The sequence below is a fragment of the Rhizobium sp. CF142 genome (assembly GCF_000281145.1).
GTDB lineage: Bacteria > Pseudomonadota > Alphaproteobacteria > Rhizobiales > Rhizobiaceae > Rhizobium.
Map to the genome: position 1 here is coordinate 1 of NZ_AJWE01000086.1, position 22,712 is coordinate 22,712.

The 22,712-nt window shown below is 59.6% G+C and carries 26 protein-coding genes and 1 pseudogene; 10 read left to right on the forward strand and 17 right to left on the reverse strand.

Annotated elements, in window-relative coordinates; translation table 11 throughout:
• From PMI11_RS16130 to PMI11_RS16140, 3 genes are all read right to left on the reverse strand, one after another.
• Positions 1-1,007, reverse strand: a 1,007-nt coding sequence (locus PMI11_RS16130; protein ID WP_007818913.1) for an adenylate/guanylate cyclase domain-containing protein, incomplete at its 3' end; no start/stop codon positions are given.
• A gap of 136 nt (positions 1,008-1,143) precedes the next feature.
• Positions 1,144-1,524, reverse strand: coding sequence for a helix-turn-helix domain-containing protein (locus PMI11_RS16135; protein ID WP_007818914.1), 381 nt, complete (start codon positions 1,522-1,524; stop codon positions 1,144-1,146).
• A 17-nt stretch (positions 1,525-1,541) separates the two neighbouring features.
• A complete protein-coding gene (locus PMI11_RS16140; RefSeq protein ID WP_007818915.1) occupies positions 1,542-1,853 on the reverse strand; it encodes a type II toxin-antitoxin system HigB family toxin in 312 nt (103 codons plus the stop codon).
• A gap of 436 nt (positions 1,854-2,289) precedes the next feature.
• On the opposite strand from PMI11_RS16140, the gene PMI11_RS16145 reads away from it, so the two are divergent.
• Entirely contained in the window at positions 2,290-2,673 is a 384-nt protein-coding gene (locus tag PMI11_RS16145; RefSeq protein ID WP_007818916.1) for a VOC family protein, read from the forward strand.
• Between the two features lie 99 nt (positions 2,674-2,772).
• Here PMI11_RS16145 and PMI11_RS16150 read toward each other — a convergent pair whose 3' ends face one another.
• Positions 2,773-3,270 carry an SRPBCC family protein gene (locus PMI11_RS16150; protein ID WP_007818917.1) on the reverse strand — a complete coding sequence of 166 codons (498 nt, stop codon included), beginning with the start codon at positions 3,268-3,270 and terminating at the stop codon, positions 2,773-2,775.
• A complete protein-coding gene (locus tag PMI11_RS16155) occupies positions 3,260-3,613 on the reverse strand; it encodes an ArsR/SmtB family transcription factor (RefSeq protein ID WP_007818918.1) in 354 nt (117 codons plus the stop codon). The genes PMI11_RS16150 and PMI11_RS16155 overlap by 11 nt, the downstream gene beginning before the upstream one ends.
• A gap of 290 nt (positions 3,614-3,903) precedes the next feature.
• Between PMI11_RS16155 and PMI11_RS16160 the strand changes: the two genes are divergently transcribed.
• Entirely contained in the window at positions 3,904-4,650 is a 747-nt protein-coding gene (locus PMI11_RS16160; protein ID WP_007818919.1) for an SDR family oxidoreductase, read from the forward strand.
• Between the two features lie 72 nt (positions 4,651-4,722).
• Here the strand turns inward: PMI11_RS16160 and PMI11_RS38390 are convergent, their stop codons facing one another.
• Positions 4,723-4,851, reverse strand: coding sequence for a hypothetical protein (locus PMI11_RS38390; protein WP_280110102.1), 129 nt, complete (start codon positions 4,849-4,851; stop codon positions 4,723-4,725).
• Between PMI11_RS38390 and PMI11_RS16165 the strand changes: the two genes are divergently transcribed.
• The 3 genes from PMI11_RS16165 (at position 4,808) to PMI11_RS16175 (ending at position 6,828) form a co-directional block, all read left to right on the forward strand.
• Positions 4,808-5,155: a cupin domain-containing protein gene (locus PMI11_RS16165; protein ID WP_348257843.1), complete on the forward strand. Its 348-nt coding sequence runs from the start codon at positions 4,808-4,810 to the stop codon at positions 5,153-5,155. The two genes, PMI11_RS38390 and PMI11_RS16165, sit on opposite strands and share 44 nt — an antisense overlap.
• 135 nt (positions 5,156-5,290) lie before the next feature.
• Complete coding sequence (locus PMI11_RS16170; RefSeq protein WP_007818921.1) at positions 5,291-6,043, forward strand: SDR family oxidoreductase; 753 nt, start codon at positions 5,291-5,293, stop codon at positions 6,041-6,043.
• Positions 6,044-6,144: 101 nt separating this feature from the next.
• Entirely contained in the window at positions 6,145-6,828 is a 684-nt protein-coding gene (locus PMI11_RS16175) for an HAD family hydrolase (protein ID WP_007818925.1), read from the forward strand.
• A gap of 94 nt (positions 6,829-6,922) precedes the next feature.
• Here the strand turns inward: PMI11_RS16175 and PMI11_RS16180 are convergent, their stop codons facing one another.
• From PMI11_RS16180 to PMI11_RS16200, 5 genes are all read right to left on the reverse strand, one after another.
• Complete coding sequence (locus tag PMI11_RS16180) at positions 6,923-8,152, reverse strand: MFS transporter (RefSeq protein WP_007818927.1); 1,230 nt, start codon at positions 8,150-8,152, stop codon at positions 6,923-6,925.
• 123 nt (positions 8,153-8,275) lie between these two features.
• Entirely contained in the window at positions 8,276-9,331 is a 1,056-nt protein-coding gene (locus PMI11_RS16185) for an NAD(P)-dependent alcohol dehydrogenase (RefSeq protein ID WP_007818929.1), read from the reverse strand.
• 120 nt (positions 9,332-9,451) lie between these two features.
• The gene (locus tag PMI11_RS16190; RefSeq protein ID WP_037071541.1) at positions 9,452-10,177 is read right to left on the reverse strand and encodes an alpha/beta hydrolase; all 726 of its coding nucleotides are present in this window, start codon (positions 10,175-10,177) and stop codon (positions 9,452-9,454) included.
• A gap of 51 nt (positions 10,178-10,228) precedes the next feature.
• Complete coding sequence (locus PMI11_RS16195) at positions 10,229-10,525, reverse strand: putative quinol monooxygenase (RefSeq protein ID WP_007818933.1); 297 nt, start codon at positions 10,523-10,525, stop codon at positions 10,229-10,231.
• 92 nt (positions 10,526-10,617) lie between these two features.
• Positions 10,618-11,292, reverse strand: coding sequence for a type 1 glutamine amidotransferase domain-containing protein (locus PMI11_RS16200; RefSeq protein WP_007818936.1), 675 nt, complete (start codon positions 11,290-11,292; stop codon positions 10,618-10,620).
• Positions 11,293-12,160: 868 nt separating this feature from the next.
• Between PMI11_RS16200 and PMI11_RS16205 the strand changes: the two genes are divergently transcribed.
• Complete coding sequence (locus tag PMI11_RS16205) at positions 12,161-15,022, forward strand: ATP-binding protein (protein ID WP_007818937.1); 2,862 nt, start codon at positions 12,161-12,163, stop codon at positions 15,020-15,022.
• A 200-nt stretch (positions 15,023-15,222) separates the two neighbouring features.
• Here the strand turns inward: PMI11_RS16205 and PMI11_RS16210 are convergent, their stop codons facing one another.
• Positions 15,223-15,567 (reverse strand): winged helix-turn-helix domain-containing protein, encoded by a 345-nt coding sequence (locus PMI11_RS16210; protein WP_007818939.1) that lies wholly within the window; start codon positions 15,565-15,567, stop codon positions 15,223-15,225.
• 106 nt (positions 15,568-15,673) lie between these two features.
• Between PMI11_RS16210 and PMI11_RS16215 the strand changes: the two genes are divergently transcribed.
• The gene (locus PMI11_RS16215; RefSeq protein ID WP_007818941.1) at positions 15,674-16,420 is read left to right on the forward strand and encodes a glucose 1-dehydrogenase; all 747 of its coding nucleotides are present in this window, start codon (positions 15,674-15,676) and stop codon (positions 16,418-16,420) included.
• Positions 16,421-16,505: 85 nt separating this feature from the next.
• Here PMI11_RS16215 and PMI11_RS16220 read toward each other — a convergent pair whose 3' ends face one another.
• Positions 16,506-17,006, reverse strand: a complete 501-nt coding sequence (locus PMI11_RS16220; RefSeq protein ID WP_007818944.1) for a GNAT family N-acetyltransferase — start codon at positions 17,004-17,006, stop codon at positions 16,506-16,508.
• Between the two features lie 45 nt (positions 17,007-17,051).
• On the opposite strand from PMI11_RS16220, the gene PMI11_RS16225 reads away from it, so the two are divergent.
• Positions 17,052-17,999 (forward strand): alpha/beta hydrolase family protein, encoded by a 948-nt coding sequence (locus PMI11_RS16225; RefSeq protein WP_244430584.1) that lies wholly within the window; start codon positions 17,052-17,054, stop codon positions 17,997-17,999.
• A 62-nt stretch (positions 18,000-18,061) separates the two neighbouring features.
• On the opposite strand, the gene PMI11_RS16230 is transcribed toward PMI11_RS16225, so the two are convergent.
• Positions 18,062-18,616: an NUDIX hydrolase gene (locus tag PMI11_RS16230; RefSeq protein ID WP_007818948.1), complete on the reverse strand. Its 555-nt coding sequence runs from the start codon at positions 18,614-18,616 to the stop codon at positions 18,062-18,064.
• Positions 18,617-18,813: 197 nt separating this feature from the next.
• On the opposite strand from PMI11_RS16230, the gene PMI11_RS16235 reads away from it, so the two are divergent.
• A complete protein-coding gene (locus tag PMI11_RS16235; RefSeq protein ID WP_007818950.1) occupies positions 18,814-19,596 on the forward strand; it encodes a GNAT family N-acetyltransferase in 783 nt (260 codons plus the stop codon).
• A 284-nt stretch (positions 19,597-19,880) separates the two neighbouring features.
• Here PMI11_RS16235 and PMI11_RS16240 read toward each other — a convergent pair whose 3' ends face one another.
• Both PMI11_RS16240 and PMI11_RS16245 read right to left on the reverse strand, forming a co-directional pair.
• Positions 19,881-20,327, reverse strand: coding sequence for a DUF4168 domain-containing protein (locus PMI11_RS16240; RefSeq protein ID WP_007818952.1), 447 nt, complete (start codon positions 20,325-20,327; stop codon positions 19,881-19,883).
• A 199-nt stretch (positions 20,328-20,526) separates the two neighbouring features.
• Positions 20,527-21,675 carry a helix-turn-helix domain-containing protein gene (locus tag PMI11_RS16245; protein WP_007818954.1) on the reverse strand — a complete coding sequence of 383 codons (1,149 nt, stop codon included), beginning with the start codon at positions 21,673-21,675 and terminating at the stop codon, positions 20,527-20,529.
• A gap of 664 nt (positions 21,676-22,339) precedes the next feature.
• Here PMI11_RS16245 and PMI11_RS16250 point away from each other — a divergent pair.
• The gene (locus PMI11_RS16250) at positions 22,340-22,540 is read left to right on the forward strand and encodes a hypothetical protein (protein WP_037071528.1); all 201 of its coding nucleotides are present in this window, start codon (positions 22,340-22,342) and stop codon (positions 22,538-22,540) included.
• Positions 22,541-22,558: 18 nt separating this feature from the next.
• Here PMI11_RS16250 and PMI11_RS36510 read toward each other — a convergent pair.
• A pseudogene (locus PMI11_RS36510) lies at positions 22,559-22,687 on the reverse strand (IS5/IS1182 family transposase); the annotation flags it as partial.
• Positions 22,688-22,712: the final 25 nt, after the last annotated feature.

The window sequence follows — 22,712 nt, forward strand, 5'->3', positions numbered from 1 at the left end:
GGCAGGTGTCGCTCCGAGCCGCTGATATTATATTCCCGGGCCAGGAGGAAAAGCTTGTAGGCCTCGGGATCGGTCGGCCCCGTGCGCTCCAGCGCCTGGCGCTCCGAAGGCAAGAGGCGGAGCCTGAGTGCCTCGACGACGGATTTGGCAAGGTCCGCCTGCAGCACCAGCACATCCTTGATGTCCCGGTCGAAGCGCTCAGCCCAGACCGTCGTTTCATTCGCTCCGTCGATCAGCTGGGCGGAGAGGCGGATTCGTTCACCTGCCTTGCGCACGTTACCTTCGAGCACATAGGCCACATTGAGCTGCTGGGCGATTGCACGCGCGCTCTGAGCCTTGATGCTGAACGACGTCGCGCGGGAAACGACCGTCAGGGACGAGAGCTTGCTCAGGTCGATGATGATGTCCTCGGTAACGCCTGCGCTGAAATAATCCTGCTCCGGGTCACCGCCGATATTGGCGAAAGGCAGGACGCAGATGCCGATCCGCTCGCGGCTGGCGGAAGTCTGTGCCGGCGCCTCCCCCTGGATGGCAAAGGCACGGATGGGGCGCTCGATGTTCTTGAGCGAGATCGTCCCGAGGTCTTCAAGCGCGACATTCAATTTTCCCGCCACGTGTTCGCGCACCGTTTCGGAGAGCACAATACCGCCCGGCTGGGCGAGCGCCTGCAGCCGCGCTGCGATATTGACCCCCTCCCCGAAGAGATCGCCATCATCGACGATCACATCTCCCAGATTGAGCCCCATGCGAAAGCGAAGCGCCGGATCGGTTGCCGAAGCAACGCCTTGAAGCGCAATGGCGCACACTGCCGCATCGACTGCGCTCGCGAACTCGATGAGAGCACCGTCGCCCATCAGCTTGACGATGCGGCCATGGTAACGCGCTAATGCAGGATCAAATGCCGCAAACGTCGCCTTGACGCGGGAGAGCGTGCCAGCCTCATCGCGTCCCATCAGCTTGCTGTAGCCGGCGACATCGATACAGAGAACGGCAGCCAGTTTGCGCATACAACCGCACCTGTGAGTTGGGTGCTCGCGGCGAAAGCCCGGATTTCACCCTGTTCAATCCATCACATTCCGGCATTGGAGACAAGCGAGCGAAGGTGATGGACCTCGTTCACAGCCTGGATCGAAGAACCGTCCTTCAAGCAGCAACGTCGCCAATCAGTGAACCAGCGGGAATATTCCATTCCTTACTGAGCTTCCGAATCTGATCCAGATTGATTTCCCGTCTGCCGTTCAGAAGATCAGCCGCTCGCGCTTTGGAGCCGATGACTGCCACCAGGTCGGCGCGACTGTAATTGTTCGCAGCCATCACCGACTTGATCACCTCAACCGGGCTCGCAGTCGGGATTGGGTAGTGTCTGGCTTCATACTGTTCGATCAAAAGGACGAGCGCGTCAAAATGAGCAGCTTCATCGGAGCCTTCGTCGGGTTCGTCCTCGAAATACGGCCGGACTTCCTTCAACGCGGCATTATATTCGTCTTCACTCTGAAGCGTTCGAAAAGCTTTCAAATTCAACATATCGATCTCCTTTCGCGTCAGAGTTCTTTCACGTCGATCGCATCGTATTCGGCATGTGTCCCGACAAACAGGACGAAAATCCGTTTTGATCGAAACGCAACCAGCCCCACGATGCGATACTTGTTGCCGCCAACGTCGAAAATAACCTTGTTGCCTGCGACAATATCGGCCGAGTTGAAGGTCTTCTTCAACTCACTGAAATTGCTCCAATTCGCTTTGGACGCGGTGGCATACCATTCCGTCATCGCAGCTTCAGCAGTCTCTCTGGGCGCCCCTTTCGGCAAGGAATTCCAAAAATTGACCAAGGCGGACTTGGCGATAACATTCATTCTCACTCCTATCTAATGTGTTCCCAATCTGGAAACAAGTCCAAGATTCCCAATTTGGAAACTTTATCGCTACATCGCTCCCAACGACCACCAGCGCATCGCCGACGAAATGATGGTTTAAACCACAGATAATCGGAAATGGGATTGGCGGCACGACGCACCTGGTCGGGCACCTGCTCCATGATACCGGTTAATTGCCACCCCCGGCAGCGCCATGTGCGCTCACCAACCTGGTGGTATTTGCCACATAATTCGGGAGCTTCCTTGGTCCCCTGTAGAATGCAGGAAGATCGCCCGTGGTCCCACCGCACGAGTGCACTATTTCCAGAACGCCAGACCCTATCGCAAAGCAAACCTGAAAATAGCCAGGCAGCCGTTTCGTCAGCTCGCAGGCGCAAGCAATTCAGGAAGGCCGCTATCCGAAGGAGGAACTGATATGGCCACTGTCAGCGTTCGTTATATCGTCGACGACGTCGATGCGGCGATTGCGTTCTATACGCAGTCGCTCGGCTTCGCGCTCACCATGCATCCGGCTCCGAGCTTCGCCATGCTCACCAGAGGCGATCTTCGCCTGCTCGTGAACGGCACGACGGGGCCAGGCGGCGCCTCTCAGCCCATGCCGGATGGACGCCGGCCTGAGCCCGGCGGATGGAACCGCATCCAGATAGAGGTAGAAAATATCGAAGACGAGGTCGAACGCCTGCGGACATCAGGTGCCAGATTTCGCAACGACATCGTCACCGGATTTGGCGGCAAGCAGATCCTTGTAGACGACCCCTCGGGCAATGCCATCGAATTGTTCGAGCCGCCGAAAAAGTAGCTGCGCAGCGGCGGCCCTGAAATTTACAAGGCGTCGGTCGTCAGGCTGGACTGCACAGTCTCAGCCTTCGCCGCGCCGTCCGCGAGATCGGCGACGACGTCATGCCCCTCCCACCCCGAGGGCAACGAGAAGCTCGTCCAGTTGCTCGAACTGCTCGGGCAACCCGCCCTCCGCCCCGGAATTGGCGTCGAACGCTTCCTTCGAGGGATAGAGTTCGTGCAGGACCAGCAGTGTCTTGCCGTCTTTTTCCTCGAAGGTCACCGTGGTGATGGCAGCGTCGTCACTCTCCTCATTCGTCCAGACCAGGCGCGCGTTCGGTATCACTTCGAGATACTTGCCGAAGAATTCCATGGCGCTCGAGGCATCGTGGCCAAACGCAACACGGTAGCCACCTCCGACGCGAACATCCATGTCGCAGGAAAGCAGCGGCACTCCCATCGACTTCGGCGCCCACCACCGCATGAACAGCTCGGGCCTGGTCCACGCTTGAAACACGATATGTGCCGGGCCGTTGAAGGTTCTGGTAACGACGAGCTCACGCTCGGACGTCCGTTCCACCGTCGTGGGGTTCTTCATGGGGGTAGGCTTACTCTCCATCGTCCTTCTCCTTCCGTTTCAGTTCCTCGATAACCTTGTCCAGTTCGTCGAAGCGTGCGTCCCAGAGCTGACGGTACGCCTGGATCCATGCCGCCTCTTCCTCAAGTCGGCGCACACCGAGCTTGCAGGTGCGCACGCGCCCGACCTTCTCCGTGGTGACGAGCCCCGCCTGCTCCAAGACGCCGACGTGCTTCTTCATGCCCGTCAGCGTCATCTGGAACTTCTCGGCAAGGTCCGTGATCGACGCGTCCGCACGTCCGAGCTGCTCCAGAACGCCGCGTCGTGTGGCGTCCGAGAGCGCGGCAAACGAGGCATCGAGGCGGGCTTTCGAATACTGAACCATATGGTTCAGTGTATAGCGCAGGGATGAGCGGCATGCAAGGGGACCGGACGCTGCGTTAGCGATGTTGCTGGCAGAGCGCCTTTGCGTTTTGCCAATTATGGTTGCCCCTGATCGCATATGGGAACAATATACCCCCGCGATGCGAGATCGCCCCTCGGCCGAAGCCGACCGTGGCGACGACAGTCGATGTGTTTCACTTAATCCAAGCATGGAATTTCTCGCGGCTGTGTCGGCTTTCGCGATCGTAGCCTGGAACTCCGGCCCAAGAGGGTCGCGGGAGGAGAACCGTTATGAAAATCGTCCTTATCGGAGGCACCGGCCTCATCGGAACGAAGACTGCAGCGCGTCTGCGCGACAAGGGCCACGAGGTGCTGGCCGCATCCCCGAAAACCGGCGTCAACACCATTACCGGGGAAGGACTGGCGAGCGCGCTGGCCGGGGCGGAAGTGGTCGTCGATCTTGCAAACTCACCTTCCTGGGAAGACCAGGCGGTCCTGGACTTCTTCAAAACATCGGGCCGCAATCTGCTCGCCGCAGAACGCGACGCCGGCGTAAAACACCATATCGCGCTCTCCATCGTCGGATCGGAACGGCTGCCGGAGAACGGCTATTTCAGGGCCAAACTTGCCCAGGAGAGGCTCATCAAGGGATCGCCGATCCCGTACACGATCATTCATTCGACCCAGTTCATGGAGTTCTTGAAGGGCATCGCCGATGAAGCGACCGTCGGGACTGTCGCCCGGCTCTCTCCTGCAGCCTTCCAACCCATAGCGTCAGACGACGTTGCCGACATCGTGGCGGACGTTGCCCTTGCGAGGCCGGTCAACGGGATGATCGAAATTGCAGGTCCGGAGCGCTTTCCCATGAATGAGATCATCGGCCGTTATCTGAAGGCGATCAACGATCCTCGCACCGTCGAGGCCGATGTTCACGCGCGCTATTTCGGGTCTGAGCTGGATGATCGCTCGCTCGTGCCCGGCGAGGGTGCGCGGCTCGGCAAGATCGGCTTTGCGGACTGGTTTCGCCTGTCCCAATAGCCGAGGCGGCTTGAGCCCCTTGGCAACCGGGCAACGTGATCTTTCAATGGTTTGCAGGCTCGAAACGCATTTTCACACGGCAACGAAGAGGGTTACGACAATGAATTCTGCCCTATCCGCATTGCTGGTGTCAGCCAGCCTCTGTCTCTCCGGCACTTTGGCTGCTGCCGCCGAGGACACTGCAAAAGTAACATCGCTCATGAGCAAGGACCTTCCGGATTATCCGGGCAAGGAGGGGCTCATGATCTCGGTCGATTACGGGCCGGGAGGCTCCTCCCCGATTCACAAGCACGAGGCGGACGCCTTCGTCTACGTTCTGGAGGGCTCGATCGTGATGCAGGTCAAAGGAGAAAAGGAAGTGACCTTGTCTCCAGGCGATACGTTCTACGAGGGCCCTTCCGACATTCACCTGATCAGCCGTAACGCGAGCAAGACGAAACCGGCGAAGTTCATCGTCGTGCTGGTCAAGAAAAAGGGCGCTCCGGTGGTGATGCCGGTAAAATGACATCAGGCCCCAAGCGCCGATGATGAACCAGCGTGCTCGTCTCGAATTTTGCGGTGCCGGCCGAACCTGTGCCGGCATCGTCCCGGCTTTTGATCGTTGCGATTGAGGCTCGGGGCGAAAACACGGAGCGGATCGATGAAAGTAACGGTCATGGGAGCGAGCGGGCGCATCGGAACGCGCCTCGTTGAAAGCCTCAGGCAGGCAGGCGCCGAAGTCGTCCTTGCATCCCCCACTTTCGGGGTGAACAGCGTGACGAGGGAGGGCCTGAGAACCTCGCTCACGGGCGCGGACGCCGTCATCGACGTCACGAACGCGGCATCCTTCGGAGACAATTCCGCATTGGAGTTCTTCAGGACCTCCACCCGAAATCTGCTGGCCGCCTCCGCAGATGCGGGGGTCGGCCACTATCTCGCCCTGTCGATCGTCGGGACCCCTCGCCTCGTCGAGAGCGACTACTTCCGCGCAAAGATGGTGCAGGAGAACCTGATCAAGGCGGCCCGGCGGCCCTATACGCTTGTCCACTCGACGCAATTCTTCGAGTTCATCAGCGGCGTGATCGACATGGCGGCAGGCGATGACGGTATCCGGCTTCCCTCCGCCTCCGTGCGGCCCATAGCTGCCGACGACGTCGCTGACGTGCTCACCCGGCTGGCGTTGGAACCTCCGGTGAACGATACGGTGGAAATAGCAGGCCCGGAGCAGTTCCCCCTCGATGAAATCGCCCGCATGCTTGTCGCAGCCAACGAAGACATGCGCCCGGTGATCACCGACGAGACCGCGCGCTACTATGGCGTCGAACTGAACGACGACACATTGCTGCCGCTTCACCTCGCCCATGTTGGTCCTGTCAGGTTCGCAGACTGGCTGAACCGGTCCATGGCCAGTTAGGTGTCAATCCTGGCCCGAAGCTGACATCGCCGTCGTGTTTTCATGGCCGTCGTGGCAATACGGATGCGGCCAAGGAAGCCTCGCTCTTGTCAGGTCCATAGATGAAGCGCCTGCCCCGTATCCCCCAAGCCGTCCTGTTCGACATGGACGGGGTGATTTTCGACACCGAAGCTCTGTATCGCGACGCGACGATAGCGGCTGCGCGGCACGCCGGTTTTCAATTGCCTCAGTCGGTCTATCTTGAAACAATTGGTTTGCCGGCTCCTGCTGTTCGCGAACTTTTGTTGGCCCGGTTCGGAAAGGACGCTCCTCTGGAGGATTTCTGGAAGCATGCTTCGGAGCTGTTTGAACAGATGGCTCAAACGGATTTGCGAACGAAGCCGGGCTTGCCGGAAATTCTCTCTCTCCTCGAAACAGAACAGATACGTTCGGCTATTGTCACCTCTTCAAATCGGGTTCTGGTAGAGGCACACCTCTCTGTAGCCGGCCTGCAAGGTCGTTTTGAAACCATCGTTGCACATGGCGATTATATCGCGGGAAAACCGCATCCCGCCCCATATCTGCTGGCCGCCGAGCGATTAGGCTTGCCCATTGGTGATTGCGTTGCACTTGAAGACTCCCGCAACGGGGTTCTTTCTGCGTCAAGTGCGGGAGCTATGACCATCATGGTACCGGACCTCGTTCAGCCTGGTCGAGATATTTCCGGCCTGTGCGAATGCATAGCGACCGACCTTCACGCTGTACGGGAACTGATCTCGAACAGTTTGGTTGACCTCGTCGTCTAGGAGCCGGGCGGTCCCACACTTCGAAAACCGATTTCTGCTGCTCTCGACAGCCACGCTTCGATCTCCATCGATTCCTGAACTGTACGTTGCCGCCTCACGCAGCAGCGAGTTGAGGCGCGCGCGGCAGCGTGATTGCAAAGACGACTAGGCCAAGAAGCGTCAAGAGGAACCCGGCCCAGACCGCCGAGAGAAGACCGAATCCGGCCGCGATCGCCGCTCCGCCGGCCCAGGCGCCGATGGCGTTGGCGACGTTGAGGGCTGCCAGGTTCATGGCGCCCATCAAAGTTGGCGCTTCCGGCGCAAAGCTTGTCAATCTTACTTGGATCGTAGGGATAGCAATCATCATCGTAGTGCCGACACCGAAGAGGCCGATCATCAGCAGCGCGACATTTCCTCCTGATGATGCGAGGACCGCCAGTACGATGAGCGCACTGCCGAAGCCGACGACGAGCCCCCGCGAAGGATGGCTGTCGGCGATACGTCCGCCGATAAGGTTCCCTGCCGTCATGCCGATACCGAAGAGAGCCAGCGCCAGCGGGATCCATGCCCTGTCTATGACTGCGACATCGGTCACGAACGGTCCGATGAACGTGTAGACGGCGAAGATGCTCGCCACGCCCAAGGCGGCGACAAGCATCATGATCCAGACAGAGCCTCGGCGGAGCGAACTCAGTTCCTGTGCGATCGGCCCGCCGTCCAGCGCCTCGGTCCGCGGCACCCATGCCCAAAGGGCCAGAAGCGCCAACACACCCGTGCCGGCAACGGCGAAATAGGTGTTCCGCCAGCCGAGGTTCTGGCCGAGGAAGGTGGCGATCGGCGAACCGATAATTGTGGCAACGGTCAGTCCGGTCATCACGAGCGCAAAGGCCTTGCCGCCATGTCCGGGCCCCACGATATAGGAGGCGACGACGGCGCCGGCACCGAAATAAGCGCCTTGGGGCATACCGCTAATGAAACGGGCGAGCGCGAACATGCCGAGATTGGCGGCAAGCGCGGAAAGCACATTGCCGACGATGAAAAGGCCGAGCAATGCCAGAAGCAGGCTCTTCCGGTTAAGTCGGGCGGCAGCGAGCGTGACAAGAGGGGCACCGATCACCACCCCGAACGCATAGGCCGTGATCGCATTTGTTGCCACCGGTATGCTGATATCGAGGCTTTCGGCAAAGAGCTGCAGAACGCCCATGCTGGCGAATTCGGACGTCCCGATGCAGAAGCTCCCAAGCGCCAGCGCAAACAGCGTCAAACCGCGACGCCGGTGTTGCGCCGCATCCGTGCAATGGATTGCCACCGCCTTGCATTGCGGTTCGAAGGCCTTTTGGAACATGTTCAAACTCCTGTGCTGCACCGCTCGGCGGCTGCATTGATAAGTGCCAGCCTCGATCCGCGTCGTACACTCGCCAATTCACAGGTTCCGGCGCGACCGCGATGCCGTCGGGACTTGACGGCATCAGAACTTCACGACTGCCCGCCCGACAACTTTATTGTCCCGCTGGAGATCGAGATATTCGTTGATCTCATCGAAACTGATTGTCTTGATAGTGTGTTGGATCTTGCCTGCGGCGGCGAGCGCCATCACCTCGCTGAGGTCGGCGTTATTGCCCCAGAAAGACCCATGAAATGTCTGCTCGCCGGAGACTCGTGGGAACAACGGAATGTCGATGCGATCGGCGATGAAGCCGACATCTGCATAGTGGCCACTGATCGCCAACAAGGCGAAACCCAGTTGCATCATCTCCCGCGCGCCGGCGCAATCGATGATCGCATCGAGCTTGTCCTGCCCGGTGGCCTTCTTGAGCTCCTTGCCGATATCGCCGGTGGACCTGCCCTTGATATCGATGATGTGGTCGGCTCCATAGCTCTTTGCGATGGCCAGCTTGTCCGGATTGCGGGCGAATGCAACGACGGCCGCACCAGCGCCAAGCAGCTTGGCATATTGGACCGCATAGGCACCGAGGCCGCCGATGCCGAACACGCCGATCACCCGATCAGGTCCGAGGCCGCCGGCATCGCGGATCTTCTTGATGCCGCGATAGGGCGTCAATCCGGCATCGGTGAGTGGAGCAAGCTCTTCAAATTTCAAATGCTTCGCGACCTTGATCACATAGCGTGCCGGAACGGGAATATATTCCGCAAAGCCGCCATAGGTGCCGAAGCCGGGCCAACGCACGTTGGCGCAGATATGCGTGTTGCCGACCTGACAATGGCGACATACGCCATCGCCCCATCCGGGCGCGACCACGACATGATCACCTTCTTCGAGCCCCGCGGATTTTGAAACGACGCCGCCAATCTTCTCGATCGTGCCGGTGATCTCATGGCCCGGGATGACCGGCGGGGGAATATCGCCGTAGTTCTGGAAAAATCCGTCGACCAGAAGAACGTCGGAGCGGCACATCCCGCATGCCGCAACCTTGACCAGAACTTCGTCCGCGTTGATATCGGGAACCGCTATGTCTTCCAGGACGAGCGGCTTGTGATATTGGAGTATGCGCGCGGCTCTCATGGGTTTCTCCTCTCCTCGATAATCTTGGCTTCGTCGACGGCTGCCTCTGCAACCGCAATATTCTGCTCAATCCTTCCGGCACTCTTCGTAAGGGCGTTAAGACGGTATGGGCGCGTTGTCTCAGTTCGACGGCACGGCCGCGCTGGCGATAAAATCCACCACGTCCTGGGGATGCGAAAGCATAACGGCGTGGCTGGAGTTGATTTCAATGACCTTGGCGCCGGCACGCGCTGCCATAGAACGCTGCTGGCTGGGCGGGATCATGTGGTCGTTCTTTGTGACCATGAAGTAGGTGGGCTTGTCCTTCCACGCCGGCGCGGTGACTTTGGCCTCTACAGCACCGAGCCCCCAGGGAACCTGAGACTCGGCCATGAACCTGGTCTTGACGGGATCGACGTCGGCTGCGAAGGACGTCGGGAACTTCGCCGAGTCTACCAATAGGAACCCGTCGCTTGGCGGAAGCAGCGGCGCCTTGTCTTCGCCCGGCGTCGGCGCCGTGGCGATGTCGTAGACCGACTCGCCTGCTTCAGGTGCGAATGCCGCCAGGTAAACCAGGCTCTTGACCTTGGGCAGGCTGCCGGCCTCGGTAATAACGGCCCCGCCATAAGAATGGCCTACCAGGACGACCGGTTTGCTGGCTCGGGCGATGACCCGCCTGGTGGCGTCGACGTCACCCTGCAGGGTAATCGTCGGATTCTGGACGGCCAGTACCTCGTAGCCGTCGGCAGAAAGGACATCGTGGACCTCCTGCCACCCCGAGGCATCGACGAACGCGCCGTGCACCAGCACGATGGACACAGGCTTGTCGGCTGCGTGGCCGACGACGGCGGAAGCGGCGGTGATCATGACAGTGAGCAATCCCGTTATCGCGCTTTTCATCGCAGTCTCTCCCGTGGGTTAATCGACCTCGACCGGGTCGAGAGTGATCGGTGTTCGGTCGGCGAGATCGCCGATCCCTGCAGCATAGTCCTTGAAGTGCGCAGTATCGCGATGCGCGGCGACAGCCGCTTCGTCGACATAAAGTTCATCGAGCACGAAGCGGTCAGGATTGGCCTTGTCTCGCCAGATATCCCACCGCAGATTTCCGGACTCGGCCCGGCTGCGTACTCGCATTGCCGAGAGAAACGCTCCGAGTTCGGATGCCTTGCCAGGGCGCGCAGTCAGGATACCTACGATCTTCACGTGAGCGGACATGGTTCGTACCTATCTGAGGCGCGAGCCGCGCAATGTCGGCCCCTGCCTGCAAGAGGGCGGGTCGCGACGACATGCCCGGGTTGCTCAAAGACTTACGCCAGCTCGTTCAGAGCGGCGAGCAGCTGTTTTGCGAGCGGTCCCGCCGACGCGGGATTCTGGCCGGTGATGAGGCGGCCATCAACGACAACGTGAGGTTCCCAGTTGGACGCAGACGAGTACTCGGCGCCTTCCGCCCTCAACGCGTCCTCGAGTTCGTAGGGTACGTCGTCTCGTGCATAGTCATATTCCTCTTTCTTCGAGAAGGATGTGAGCCTCTTGCCACGCACGAACGGAGTGCCGTCACCGAGGTCCACGCCAAGCAATGAGCACGGGCCGTGACAAACAGCGCTCACGAGCTTGCCCGTGCTCCAGGCGCGCACGACAGCCTTCTGGACATCGGAATTGCGCTGGATGTCGACCATCGGCCCGAGGCCGCCGGGGATCAGGATGGCATCGTAATCCGCGGCGTCCACCTCAGATAACTTGCGGCTGTGATTGAGGCGACGAAAGGCCTTGCTCTCGATAAATCCCTTCTGAGCAGGGTCCTTCTCGTCGTAGGCGTCGTACGGCGTCCATCCCCCGGCGGGTGAGGCAAACTCGACTGCGATCCCGGCCTTGTCGAGCACATCGAAAGGATGAGCGACCTCGGCGAAAAAGAAGCCGGTCTTGCGATTTTGCGGGCCGATCACGGGTGCGTTGGTGACGATGAACAAGACGTGTTTTGTCATGGCTTTCCCCTTGAAAATGATTCAGTCGAGGATGCGGCTTGAAGGCGGCGTCCGCCGTCTCGATGGAGGTGGTCACCTCGCACCAATGCGACAGCATCACTGCCTGGCCGCTAACTAATTCCGTGGCCTGGCGCTTTTGCGCTTCGCTATCATTCGCCGCATGCTCGGCGATCCTGTACCGATCCACGCCTCATGCGACCGCAACCTCACCATCGCCGCCTGGTGCCACTAGACCCATAGCCGCTCCCTGAGGTGCTGAATTCCTTAAATGACTTCTTCAAATGCTCGGCCGCCTGGGCTGCCGCACGTTGTAAGCGGCCATCCGCCACCAGAGACGATCCATGCGTCGGGCACCTGGATCTTTACTCACGCAGCGAGTTTACATGGAATGCCGCGTGCCGCCGGTTAATCATGGTAAAATTTGGTAATGAACTCCGACGACGACCTTCTTACCAGCTTGTCCCACTCCAACAGGCGCCGGCGCGGCTGATATCTCGCCTGATGTCCCGGCCGAAAGCCTTGGGCCTTCGTCGCTAACTGAATCAGTTCTGCCCGAACCGGCGCGGGATTGCCTGGGGTGCTCGCAATACTGGCCGAGAACGATTATCATAGATTGATTATTCGCAATTTATTTATGATCGTCCGAGTGCGCCGGGTTTCGCGTTCGACAAGATTCATCTGAGTACCGCGCCGCGATCCGTTTGAGCGGCTCGCGGGTGTCCGCTGCTTTGTGCCAACATTCCAGCGGGCGCGCAGATAGCCTCATAAGCAGCCCCGTAATTGGACGCTGCCCTTTTCGCTTCGGTGGCTGGTCAGCAGACTGCTATCAAAGTTTGTTCGGTAAGAAGGAATCTTGAGGGAAAAGATTGTGACGAGCGACGTTGCCGAGCGGCTTTCCCGGTCCTTCTCCTTTGGGCCTTTCGTGCTCATTCCCGAGCGCCAGTTGCTCTTGCAAGGCGATGCCCCTGTTCGGATAGGAGGCCGCGCCCTGGACATCCTGACGACACTGGTCGAGCGCCCAGGGGAACTCGTGAACAAGCGCGAATTGATCACGCGCGTCTGGCCGGACGTCGTTGTCGATGATGGAAACCTTAAGGTCAACATGGCTGCCTTGAGGCGAGCCCTCGGCGATGGCGCTGGGACGGCGCAATATATAGCGACGGTTACCGGGCGGGGCTATCGGTTTATTGCGCCAGTCGAGGTCGTCAGATTGTTTGGCTTCGCGCCACCGTTAACGGCCGCGAGAATGCGCAGCCACAATTTACCGATCGCGACAACGACGGTCTTCGGGAGGGCCGATGCGATTGAAACCGTTCGACGCGAGTTGAATTCATCCCGGTTGGTGTCGGTTGTCGGTGCCGGTGGCATCGGAAAGACGACGGTTGCGCTGGCCGTCGCCGAGCAGACGATCGGGGTGTTTAGAGACGGTGTCTGGCTGATCGATCTGGCGCCGTTGAAGGATTCGTCGCTCGTGCCCTATGCCGTCGCGGCTGCAATCGGTCTGGCAACGCACTCTGCGAATATGCTCGCTGCATTAGGCAGCTATCTCCGCGATTGCGAGATGCTCCTCGTGTTCGATAACTGCGAGCACATCATTGAAGCGGCGGCCTTCTGTGCGGATCGGATCCTGGCCGAAGCGCCGGGCATCAGGATTCTCGCCACCAGCCGAGAGCCGCTCGGTGTGAGAGGCGAACGCGTCCGCAGGCTGTCGGGGTTGGACGCGCCACCCGCGTCGTCTGACCTGAAAGCTGCGGAAGCGCTCAGGTATCCCGCCATTCAACTCTTTGTAGATCGCGCAACGGACAGGCTTGAGTCGTTCCAGCTCAGCGACACCAACGCGCTGACGATCACGGAAATTTGCCGGCGGCTCGATGGTCTCGCTTTGGCGATTGAACTTGCGGCGACGCGGGTCGATTCCTTCGGCACGGACGGATTGCTCGCGCATCTGGACGGTCGATTTCGCTTGTTGAGTGGGCATCGCGTCAGCCCCGAGCGCCATCGAACGCTGACGGCAATGATCGACTGGAGCTACGATATTCTCTCGCAGAGCGAATGCGCAGTCATGCGCCGACTGTCGGTCTTTTCCGGTTCGTTCAGTCTCGAAGCAGCCTGCGCCGTCGCCGGTGACGGTCTCGAACGAGTGCGGGTAATCGATGCCGTGGCCAACCTGGTCGCAAAATCTCTGCTTTCAGTGGATGTCGTTGCCGACAAGCTTGCCTATCGCCTCTTGGAGACGACGCGCGGATACTGTCTCGAACGGCTGCAGCTGAGCGGCGAGGAAGAGGTAGTCCGCCGTCGGCACGCGGTGCATATTTGTGCGGTTCTGGAGCACGCAGCGAGCGAATGGACCCAAATGCCGGCCCCGGATTGGGCACATGCCTATGGAGGCGCGCTCGACGACCTGCGCTCGGCGCTGGACTGGACCGGAAGGGCTGCCGCGGATAGATCGCTGTGCATCCGGCTCTCTGTCGCGGGATGCCTGCTCTGGAACCACTTCTCTCTTACCGAAGAATGCCGCGTTCGCGTAGCGCGGGCGCTCGAGGAACTGGATGCAGCGGGACTTGTCGGAACGGCGGCCGAGATGCAGCTTCAGGTGTCGTTCGCAGGCGCGACGATGTTCATGCGTGGCGCCATACCCGAGGCAATGGACGCTATGCGACGGGCGTTGAAAATTGCCGTTCGGATCGGCGACGTCGACCATCAACTCCGTTGTCTGCGGATGATCGCTACATATCAGTTGTTCGGCGGCGAACACGATGCCGGGATAGGAACGCTTGAGACCTTCGTTTCAATCGCCGCCGCTGCGGACCCTTCCGCGTTGCCGGCGGGCGAAACGCACTTGGCCGTAGCCGACTTATTCATCGGCCGACTTGAAGACGCTCGGCAACGGATTGAGCGTTTTTACGGCAACTATTTGAAAGACTCCAACGATCCGCGGTTCGCACGTTTCCTGTACGACAGGAATGTCGACGTCGGGAATATCCTGTCGCACATCCAGTGGCTCACGGGTCTACCCGACACAGCCGCGCGTACTGCGGAGGTGACAATCGCGCTCGGGCGAAAGACCGGGCATGAGCTTTCGCTGAGTAATGCACTCGCATGGGCCAGCTTAACCTTCCTCATGAGCAGGCGTTACCAAGAATGCGGCCGCTTTGCCGCGATGCTCGACGAGCAAATCATACGGCATGGCATCGTCATCTGGCGGCCGGTTGCAATCTTCTGTCGCGGTGCAGTGGCATGCGCTCAGGACCACACGGCGGCCGAAGGACTGGGTCTGCTCGAGCAAGTTGTCGGGGAGTTTCGCGCCATAAGGCACCTGGCGCGGTTCCCCTTCTATCTCGGCGGTTTTGCGGACGCATTAGCCAAGTGCGGCCGCCTGGTGGATGCCGCCACCACTATCCAGGAAGCGCTCGATTGCGCCCATGCGCAGAACGAGCAGTGGTGCGTCCCCGAGCTTCTACGCATCCGGGCCTCAATTCTAATGGCCGAGGTCCGGCCTGATGAGGCGGAGACGCTCCTCATCGAGTCGATCGCGCTGGCCCAGGAAATCGGCGCGTTGTCGTGGCGATTGCGATCGGCCTGCGATCTCGCAAAGCTCTGGCGTGCCTCGTCGCGAACGCATGATGCACGCAAGATGTTGCAACCTACTTATAACGAATTCACCGAAGGGTTCGAAACGCCCGACCTTGCCGCCGCAGCCGACCTGCTCGCCTCACTCGGACACCTTTAGACATGGCAGGCGGTCTAAACCCCAATCTCGGCAATGTCCAAGCGCCGCAGATTGCCTGATCGAGCTCCGCACCGCAGCGCCTCGAGGTGTTTGGCAAAGTAGTAATCAGTGACGAAGGCCAGGAGGTGGACCTTGAGACTTTCGCAGGCGCGCACGTCACACCTTGACCGTCTGGCGACCGCCGCAACCTCCCGTCGCGCTCACCTTGCGTTCGTTTCCTCCGGAGGCCGCCCATAAGCACCGAGAATGGCCGCGATAAGACCGGGGAATCGTGCGTCCACTTCCTGGCAGCGCGAGTGGTTCCGCATCTCCACGCCATGACGCTCGCCGCGGATAAGGCCGGCCTCACGCAGCACTTTCATATGCTGCGACAGCGATGATTTGGGAATGACGCGCCCGCCCAGATTGGAAAGCGCGGTGCATGTGCCGCTGGAGCCGAGGCCCGCGATCTGCGCGAAGATCGCCACGCGCTCGCGATCGGAGAGCGCATACAGGATCGCCTCCGGCTTCAAGTCCTCCACGGCTGGGTGAAAAAGCGGTCTCATGAATTTTATATAGGGCTACTTGAAATCGAGATCAACAGTTCCGAATTTCTGAACTATGGAACAATGCCGTCAACCCCGGCGGCAATCCAGGTCGAAAGGAATTGATATGTCTAAGCTTGCTGGAAAAGTCGCCGTCGTGACGGGAGCCTCCAAGGGGATCGGCGCTGCGATTGCCAAGTCACTCGCCGCAGAGGGTGCAAAAGTGGTGGTGAACTACGCCTCGAGCAAGGCGGGTGCAGATGCCGTCGTCGAGGCGATCACTGCCGCCGGCGGCAAGGCAGTCGCGGTACAGGGCGATGTTTCGAAGGCGCAACAGGCGCAAGGGTTGATCGACGCCGCAGTCAGGGAATTCGGCCGTCTCGACGTGCTGGTCAATAATTCCGGCGTCTACGAATTCGGCGCGATCGAAGAGATCACCGAGGAACACTATCACCGCCAGTTCAACGTGAACGTGCTCGGCCTGCTGCTGACCACCCAGGCCGCGGTCAAGCACATTGGCGAGGGCGGCAGCGTCATCAACATCTCGTCCGTGGTAACGAGCCTCACTCCCCCTGCCTCGGCCGTCTATAGCGGCACCAAGGGAGCCGTGGACGCCATCACCGGCGTGCTCGCCAAGGAGCTTGGCCCGCGCAAGATCCGCGTCAACGCCATCCTCCCTGGCATTGTCGAGACCGAAGGCACGCACACCGCAGGCGTCATGGGATCGGATTTCGAGCACAACGCGGTCGCCCAGACCCCGCTCGGGCGCATCGGCCAGCCGAAGGACATCGGCACGATCGCGACCTTCCTCGCTTCTGACGATGCCGGTTGGCTGACTGGCGAACGACTGGTCGCCGCCGGCGGTTTCCGCTGATTGACGATTGATGCTGTGCGTGCTCTTCCATGGAGCACGCACCCTGCCCCGGTTGCCGGTGCATGCGATGGCTTGCGACGCGGGATCAGTCCGCAAACTCTTCCCAGACTTCGGCATAGGCCTTGAAGCCGATGCGCTTGTAGGTGGCTTTGGCCTTCGGATGATCCCAGGTATCCGTGTGGAGCCACACGCGCTCAGGCCGATGGCTCCATATCGCTCGCAGCGACCAATCCAAGAGATAGGGTCCGAGACGACGGCCCTGGACCTCGGGGATCAGGCCGAAGTGCTTTAGCTCTACATCCCTTTCGCCGACGCCCTCGAATTCGCACAGCCCAACCGATCGTCCGCCGTGCCGCAAAATGTAGAGCGCTGTGGAACCGTTGCCCAGGAACGCCAGAAGCCCTTCCCGCGTCATCCGCAGACGCTCGTCCCATTGCAGGGGCATGCCGACGGATCGATAGAGGCTGAGATAATCGTCCGCATCGGGACACTCCCTAGCGATGCCGGCGGCCGCAAGCGGAGACGACAGCGCAGGCCCAGGCGGAGGCGCAAGCTGTTCCATATATGTGACGAGAAGACGGACCATGGATGCGGGGACTCAACAACCGCCGATCGATAGCAGACCCGGCTCATGAAATCGACGTCTCACATGGCCTGCAGCAAAGAAGCTTCTGCTCCCGCAGACCGTCGGAAAACTCGAGCTTCAGCTTCTATCTTGCGAAATTCATTTGGAGTTTTCGAACGGCTTGTGGGAGTTTTGCGACACCGGAAATCGGGCGCGAATCCAATGGCGGCAGATCTCACCAAGTTTGAGAAATTCTTCATACCCTCCAGCGAGGCAGATGCCCGATTGGAAATTGTCGCAGCCAAGCCTCGGCACGAAGGACCGTATCCAACGATTGTTTTCAACCATGGTTCTACCGGACGAGGCCACAATAAGTCCCTCTACACGAGGACGGTGTCTCCGGCAGTCGTGGCAAACTATTTCGTCGAACGGGGCTGGATGATCCTGTTTCCGCAACGCCGGGGGAGAGGCAAATCAGGCGGACATTATGGCGAGGGACTTGCTCCCGATTGCTCCGGTTATTCCTGCAATATCGACATTGCGATTGCGGGCTTCGAGCGAGCCGTCGAGGATGTGGATGCTGTCGTGCGTCATCTGCGCGCGCGGTCCGATGTGGATCAGAGCCGGCTTGTCATCGCAGGAGTCTCCCGCGGCGGCATCCTGTCGATCGCCTATGCGGGCATGCGCCCGGCCACATTCCGCGGCGCCGTCAATTTCAACGGCGGCTGGCTCGGCAGAGGGTGCGCCAGTCATGAAATCGTCAACCCGGCCATCTTCGAACGTGGAGCGCCAGCCGGAATTTCGACGCTTTGGTTGCACGGCAGTCACGACCAGTATTATCGGATAGAGCACTGCCGGGGAAATTTCGAAAGGTTCCTGTCGGCGGGCGGACAGGGGAAATTCGTTGCCGCCGCCGCGGGCCATGCCTTAATGTTCAAGCCGGCGCTGTGGAAGAACCATCTCGATCATTACATCGATAGTGTTGCGAAGGGGACCAGTCCGCAAAGCCTCTGACTGGCGACCATCGCAAGACCCGTTCTCCGAGCTTACCATCTCGTACTACCGCGCCTCGACTATTATCCCAACCGCCCGGCAACCCGGAGCGCCAGGAGGATGGAGGACACGTGAAGAGCCTGCCCGATCAAGCCGGCTTGTAATCCATCCAGCACCTCCGCAATGGGAAGGGCATGAACGGTCAGGCCCTCCTCGCCGGCATCGAGGCGTTGCTGATATTTTTGCTCGGCGCCGGTTGCGAGATAGGTGTGAAGACGGTTCGTGTGGGAGGACGGGTTTGGATAAAGAGTGCTGATCAATTGCCAGTTTTGGGCAATGTAGCCGGTTTCCTCTTCCAGTTCGCGACGGGCTGCCTTTTCGCTATCCGCGTCCCGCTCATCAAGGCCACCTCCCGGTATTTCCAGGAAGAACTTGCCCGCCGCATGTCGATATTGGCGAACAAGCAAAAGGCGATCGTCCGGGGTGATCGCAACAATGTTGATCCAGTCGGGATAGGACATCACGTAATAGGGAGAAATCGTCACACCGCCTGGAGTCAGGCAGTCATCGGCTCGCAAATTCAGCCACCGATCCTGCAGGATCGTCCTGGATTCAACCACCTTCCAGCCATCGTCCATTCGAAAATTCTCCCGTTTCGAACTCTTGATTCCGAACACTAGTTCAATGCTCCGGTTTGGACCATGGCACCTCTGAACCCTATGCGCCCCGACGACCCTTTACGGATAAGCCTACGGCCCACGAAATTCACTTGACCGCCCGGACGGTCGTGCTGAATTCGGCAGTTATGTTTGAACCGGCCTCGGGAGCCAGCTGGATGTTCGATATGATGGATCGAGGGAATCTTGTTGCTGCATTGGGGCAACAAGCGCTCCGCAACGTCGTTCTCTTGAAATATCTGCTGATGTACCCCGAGCGAACCGTTGCATACGGGATTTCCCACGGCCAGGATAAAGCCTTCATCGTCATTCTGGACGCGAGCGCCAGCGCCTACGACCGGGAAATGTATCCTTCCTCCAAGCATGTCGTTCTCGTCAGCAGCGACAGCGAGGCTTTGACCCGGCGCCTGCTTGATTTCGTGCCGTGCGACGGGAGCGTCGTATTCAAACTTTCAAGCGAGGAAGATCGCGCCGCCGTCGCGACACGCTTTTCACTCAGGCAAACAGCCGCTTTCCATTCTTATACTGCTCACTCACCTTTCGAGCGCGACCCGGAAGCGACAATCGACCGCGCACCGACGGAAGCGCTGATGGCGCTCGCCGAAAGCCAGGGCCAGGAGCGGGTATGGATAGAGAAACTTCTGGCCACAGACAGGGCCTTCTTCTGTTCGATCAGCCGCGCCGATGCGCCCGTTTCCTTCTGCCTGGCCTTCCAAAACTTCGAGCATGTCTGGGAAGTGGGAAGCGTCCTGACATTAGAACAACATCGCGGCCACGGTTACGCCGCGCGAGTCGTCAGAACCGCCCATGCTGTACTTGCAGAACGGCAGCTCATGTCACGCTACCAGGTGCAGAGGGACAATATTGCCTCTATCTCACTCGCCAGGAAAATCGGCTTGAAACAGTTTCTCACCTTGCGGCACTACATGACCGTTTCCTGATTGATATAAGACGCGGCGCGCGTGAACATCCGCCCGGCAACCATATCGATCACGACCTGGATAGTCTGTAACCGCTGTTCTTAGGCCGCCAGGCAGGAATGTAGCTCCTCCCTTTGTTTGACGCGATGTAGGCCGCGGATCATGACAACCAAAGGCGCAAAGCGCGCCCCTCACCGGCGATCGGGGGAACCAGGCCAGGATGGCGCTGACCTTGACCCAGTGACCGAGCTGTACTCCTCAACCTAATCCTCTCCGATTTAAGGATTATGCAGAAGCGCGCAGCCCTATTGCTGCTGCTGCGCCGGCGGGGTGCCGATCTTTTCCAGAACCTTCTTGGCGAGAGCCGGGTCGCTCTGTGCGGCCGTCAGGATCGACGAGTATTCCTCGACAGAGATGTCGTTGGAGGCTTCGACGGTGTCGACCATCTGCTTCTTGGCTTCTTCCTGGAGCTTTTGCTTCGCAGCCTCGTCCTTCGTCGCGCCGATTTTGGCCGAATATTCCTTCCTGACCTTGTCGACCTGCAGATAGGCGACGGCAAAGGCCTCGATTTTCTGATCGCTGACGGGGGCGGCTGCACCATTGTCGCCGGCCTGCCCCTGCATCGGCGCCTGGCTCTGCGCCGGCGGCTGCTGTTGCGCCTGGGCCATGTCCACGGCGGATGCCGGGCTGAAAGCAAGCAGGCTGAAGACCGCAGCGGTCATCGTTGCGACGGGTGTGTAACGAGTGATCATAGTCATTCCTTTTCACGTGCATGATTTGATCGGCAGCAGGACCGCCTCGGTCGATCGCTCAGCCGCTGGAGGCTGGCGAGGTCGCAACGATGGACCGTCAAGAGGGCACGATGCGGCGGTGGCGGGGCAATTTGCTGACGATTGAGCGGCAGCTTTGTGTCAGGCATGGCTGAGGCAAAGCTGCCGCCATGAGACCGGATCAGCCTGCAAGCGTCAGCCAATCGCCGATTGTTGTCCCATGATGCCGCGTGGAGCGCTGAGCCGGGACGGCCGGGCGCTCAGTTGCCACGGTTCTTCGGATTTCACGTGGACTCAGTCCGAATTCGTGGCTGAAGGCGCGTGTAAAATTGGCGGCGACGGCGAAACCGGCGGCCTCCGCAATCTCGGAGATCGGCCTGTTGTCGGCCGGGTTGCTGAGATCCGCATAGGCCTGCAGCAGCCGCCGCTTGCGGATATAGTTCAGCACCCCGCCGCTTGCTTCGAACAGCTGGTAGAGCCGCGTGCGCGAGATGCCCAGGGCGCGGCAGATGGCGTCGGGCGTCAGATTGTCTGTTTGCAGGTTGAGGTGAATGTAGCGATGCGCCCGTTCCATCACTCCCATGCCGGTCTGCGTTTGTCCCGTATCCGACCTCATGGACGAGGCAGCACATGCAACGACCATATCGGCGATCGTTTGTATGATCCGCGGCACCTCCCCAGCGGTCAGACTGCCCAGCTTCGTTTCCAGGCCGGCGATATAGCTGACGAGCAATTCAGCCAGGCTACCGGACAGAAGCGTATTGTTGGCACCCTGGAGGATGCTTGCATCCACGGCCAGCAATTCATAGGGCAGGAAGACGAGCACGGTGACGCAATCGGTCATGCGCCCGCGATAGGGATAGCTGAGAGATCTGAAGAATACCTCGCCGGCACCGGTTTCCGTGACGTGACGGCTGACCTCGGTCCAGATCCGGCCGCTGCGAAGCAGGCCGACGTTCCAATGGTCTATCGGGCTCGAACGGAGCATGGATTGATCGCGGATATAGCTATGCGCCTGCGTGTGCTGCTGGACGATGAGCATGCTGCCGAGATGCCAGCCGATCTGTTCGGCAAGAAACCCGTCTTCGGGTGATTTTCCATCCGGCAGATGCACATCCACGAGCGGCGCCATATGCGCACGCCAGGCCTGGAACTGGTCTTTCGCCGGCAAATCCCCAGTCGAGAAACGCAGGGGCACCAGCGCAGGCGCAACATCCTGGCGTCGCTCCTTCTCCGTGGCTGGTTCGCGCGGCCAGCGTCGCCGCTCCAGGTGGGCCGGCCATGCCTGCCCCGCAGCGGGGTCATCTCCAGATCCAGAACCCGTAGCCATCCAATCCCTCCAGCGTGCCAACCGATCCGACCGGGCCGTTGAAATTGAGAGCGAACAATCGCTTTTGCGGCAAAATCGCCGCCGGAAACCGCCCTAGCCGGGAATCGGCGAGCAGACACCTCCATAAGTTGTTTATCATAATCCCTTTGGATCAGAAATGTACGGAACGATAATTTTCAGGACGCGCGGATAACGACAATTGCGTCCCATGGCTGTATTTAAATAAGCACGGTCAATTCCCACTGAGGACGGAATAGACCAGAATATTTCACCTGCCAGCGCCCCGTAGAAACGGAGAAATTCCAGGTGAAGCGGCAAGAACTCAAGAAAAAACATGAGAATACACGGGGACAGTCGTGAACTGTCCGGGAAATATTCGTGCGCACTCTGCATAGGCTTCGGCCTGTTGCAGAGACCCTTCGTCACACAACCCGCAGCCGCCAAAAAGAATACTTATAACCGGCTATGGAGGCTTCCTTGATCACTCAACTGGGGGAGGATTGAGGCGAACTTGGCAAGGCCAGGTGAGACGAAGTGAGGGGTTGCGCGCAAGCTCAGGCGCTTGAGTCTATGCGTATGAGCCTGATGCTGACGCGCAACCCCATTTTATCGAACCTGGAGAATTTTGATGCGAGTGGCCCTCATGGGGCAAACGGAGGCTAAGATGATCACGACGGAAGACCAGAACCACATCGAACTGAAACAGACTTCGAACTGCAGAAGGGACGTCGAAATCGCAATGATGGGAATGCTCACCAATCTGCAGAAACACGGATGGTCAGCAGCGGAACTGGCACTGGCGCTTGCCGATGCCTCCGAAGAGCTCGTGATGCTGATCGCGAGCAAGACGGTCAAATCCAATTAGGCTGTCCTGACGAATTCATCATGCAAGCCGGATCATCATGCTTGCAAGCTTGATGAGACCCACGAAGCTAACGGCGAGTTTGTCGTATCGCGTTGCGATACGACGCCGCTGTTTGAGCCTGGCAACGAAGCTCTCGTCGCGCCATCGCCCCAGCTTCCGCCACGGCACCTCT

Coding starts and splice junctions, on each gene's coding strand:
- PMI11_RS16135 (WP_007818914.1), bottom strand. CDS start 1,524: ATGTTGAATTTGAAAGCTTTTCGAACGCTTCAGAGTGAAGACGAATAT.
- PMI11_RS16140 (WP_007818915.1), bottom strand. CDS start 1,853: ATGAATGTTATCGCCAAGTCCGCCTTGGTCAATTTTTGGAATTCCTTG.
- PMI11_RS16145 (WP_007818916.1), top strand. CDS start 2,290: ATGGCCACTGTCAGCGTTCGTTATATCGTCGACGACGTCGATGCGGCG.
- PMI11_RS16150 (WP_007818917.1), bottom strand. CDS start 3,270: ATGGAGAGTAAGCCTACCCCCATGAAGAACCCCACGACGGTGGAACGG.
- PMI11_RS16155 (WP_007818918.1), bottom strand. CDS start 3,613: ATGGTTCAGTATTCGAAAGCCCGCCTCGATGCCTCGTTTGCCGCGCTC.
- PMI11_RS16160 (WP_007818919.1), top strand. CDS start 3,904: ATGAAAATCGTCCTTATCGGAGGCACCGGCCTCATCGGAACGAAGACT.
- PMI11_RS38390 (WP_280110102.1), bottom strand. CDS start 4,851: ATGAGCGATGTTACTTTTGCAGTGTCCTCGGCGGCAGCAGCCAAAGTG.
- PMI11_RS16170 (WP_007818921.1), top strand. CDS start 5,291: ATGAAAGTAACGGTCATGGGAGCGAGCGGGCGCATCGGAACGCGCCTC.
- PMI11_RS16175 (WP_007818925.1), top strand. CDS start 6,145: ATGAAGCGCCTGCCCCGTATCCCCCAAGCCGTCCTGTTCGACATGGAC.
- PMI11_RS16180 (WP_007818927.1), bottom strand. CDS start 8,152: ATGTTCCAAAAGGCCTTCGAACCGCAATGCAAGGCGGTGGCAATCCAT.
- PMI11_RS16185 (WP_007818929.1), bottom strand. CDS start 9,331: ATGAGAGCCGCGCGCATACTCCAATATCACAAGCCGCTCGTCCTGGAA.
- PMI11_RS16190 (WP_037071541.1), bottom strand. CDS start 10,177: ATGATCACCGCCGCTTCCGCCGTCGTCGGCCACGCAGCCGACAAGCCT.
- PMI11_RS16195 (WP_007818933.1), bottom strand. CDS start 10,525: ATGTCCGCTCACGTGAAGATCGTAGGTATCCTGACTGCGCGCCCTGGC.
- PMI11_RS16200 (WP_007818936.1), bottom strand. CDS start 11,292: ATGACAAAACACGTCTTGTTCATCGTCACCAACGCACCCGTGATCGGC.
- PMI11_RS16210 (WP_007818939.1), bottom strand. CDS start 15,567: ATGAGACCGCTTTTTCACCCAGCCGTGGAGGACTTGAAGCCGGAGGCG.
- PMI11_RS16215 (WP_007818941.1), top strand. CDS start 15,674: ATGTCTAAGCTTGCTGGAAAAGTCGCCGTCGTGACGGGAGCCTCCAAG.
- PMI11_RS16220 (WP_007818944.1), bottom strand. CDS start 17,006: ATGGTCCGTCTTCTCGTCACATATATGGAACAGCTTGCGCCTCCGCCT.
- PMI11_RS16225 (WP_244430584.1), top strand. CDS start 17,052: ATGAAATCGACGTCTCACATGGCCTGCAGCAAAGAAGCTTCTGCTCCC.
- PMI11_RS16230 (WP_007818948.1), bottom strand. CDS start 18,616: ATGGACGATGGCTGGAAGGTGGTTGAATCCAGGACGATCCTGCAGGAT.
- PMI11_RS16235 (WP_007818950.1), top strand. CDS start 18,814: ATGTTCGATATGATGGATCGAGGGAATCTTGTTGCTGCATTGGGGCAA.
- PMI11_RS16240 (WP_007818952.1), bottom strand. CDS start 20,327: ATGATCACTCGTTACACACCCGTCGCAACGATGACCGCTGCGGTCTTC.
- PMI11_RS16245 (WP_007818954.1), bottom strand. CDS start 21,675: ATGGCTACGGGTTCTGGATCTGGAGATGACCCCGCTGCGGGGCAGGCA.
- PMI11_RS16250 (WP_037071528.1), top strand. CDS start 22,340: ATGATCACGACGGAAGACCAGAACCACATCGAACTGAAACAGACTTCG.